Annotated in this window: 1 protein-coding gene; it reads right to left on the bottom strand. The window is 32.3% G+C overall.

Annotation, left to right across the window (positions count from 1 at the left end; genetic code table 11):
- Nucleotides 1-29: 29 nt before the first annotated feature.
- The coding region (locus RVS70_RS22265; protein WP_321134891.1) for a T6SS immunity protein Tdi1 domain-containing protein at nucleotides 30-470 on the bottom strand (441 nt) is incomplete at its 5' end.

Below are 470 nucleotides of genomic sequence, written 5' to 3'. Positions count from 1 at the left end.
GCATACAAGTGCTTATCTTGAAATTAACTCTATTCAACCGGCCCCATAAATTCTGTAATAATAAGAATATGTTCTCTTATTTTTACCTTTTTTAGATTTTCCACTTTTTCAGATCCACCTAGACCTAGTAAGGGAGTGTATCCGAAACATTCGTCATAATCAGGTCTACCATATTTACTACAAGCTTCAGGATATGGTGCCCACATTAATTCATCATTCATAAAATCATTATCCTTTAAATCATCAAGAAAGAAATCAAAGCCCGATGAAACAACGTGAACGAATCCTTTCCTAAAGTTCAGCAAGTTAACATATTTATCTTTTTCCCACACTATAATATCACCCATTGAGGTGGTGAAAATAGGAATTGCTTGCTCGTACCTTATATAACACCTTTCTAAAATATCCAAATACTCATCTGGATTAATTACTTTTAAAAAACCGTTTAATAATGTTCCAAAACCATATTT

Source organism: Virgibacillus sp. M23, assembly GCF_034190895.1.
Taxonomy (GTDB): Bacteria; Bacillota; Bacilli; order Bacillales; family Amphibacillaceae; genus Virgibacillus; species Virgibacillus salarius.
The sequence above is the reverse complement of the archived record's forward strand: the minus strand, read 5'-3'. Positions and strand labels throughout refer to the sequence as shown.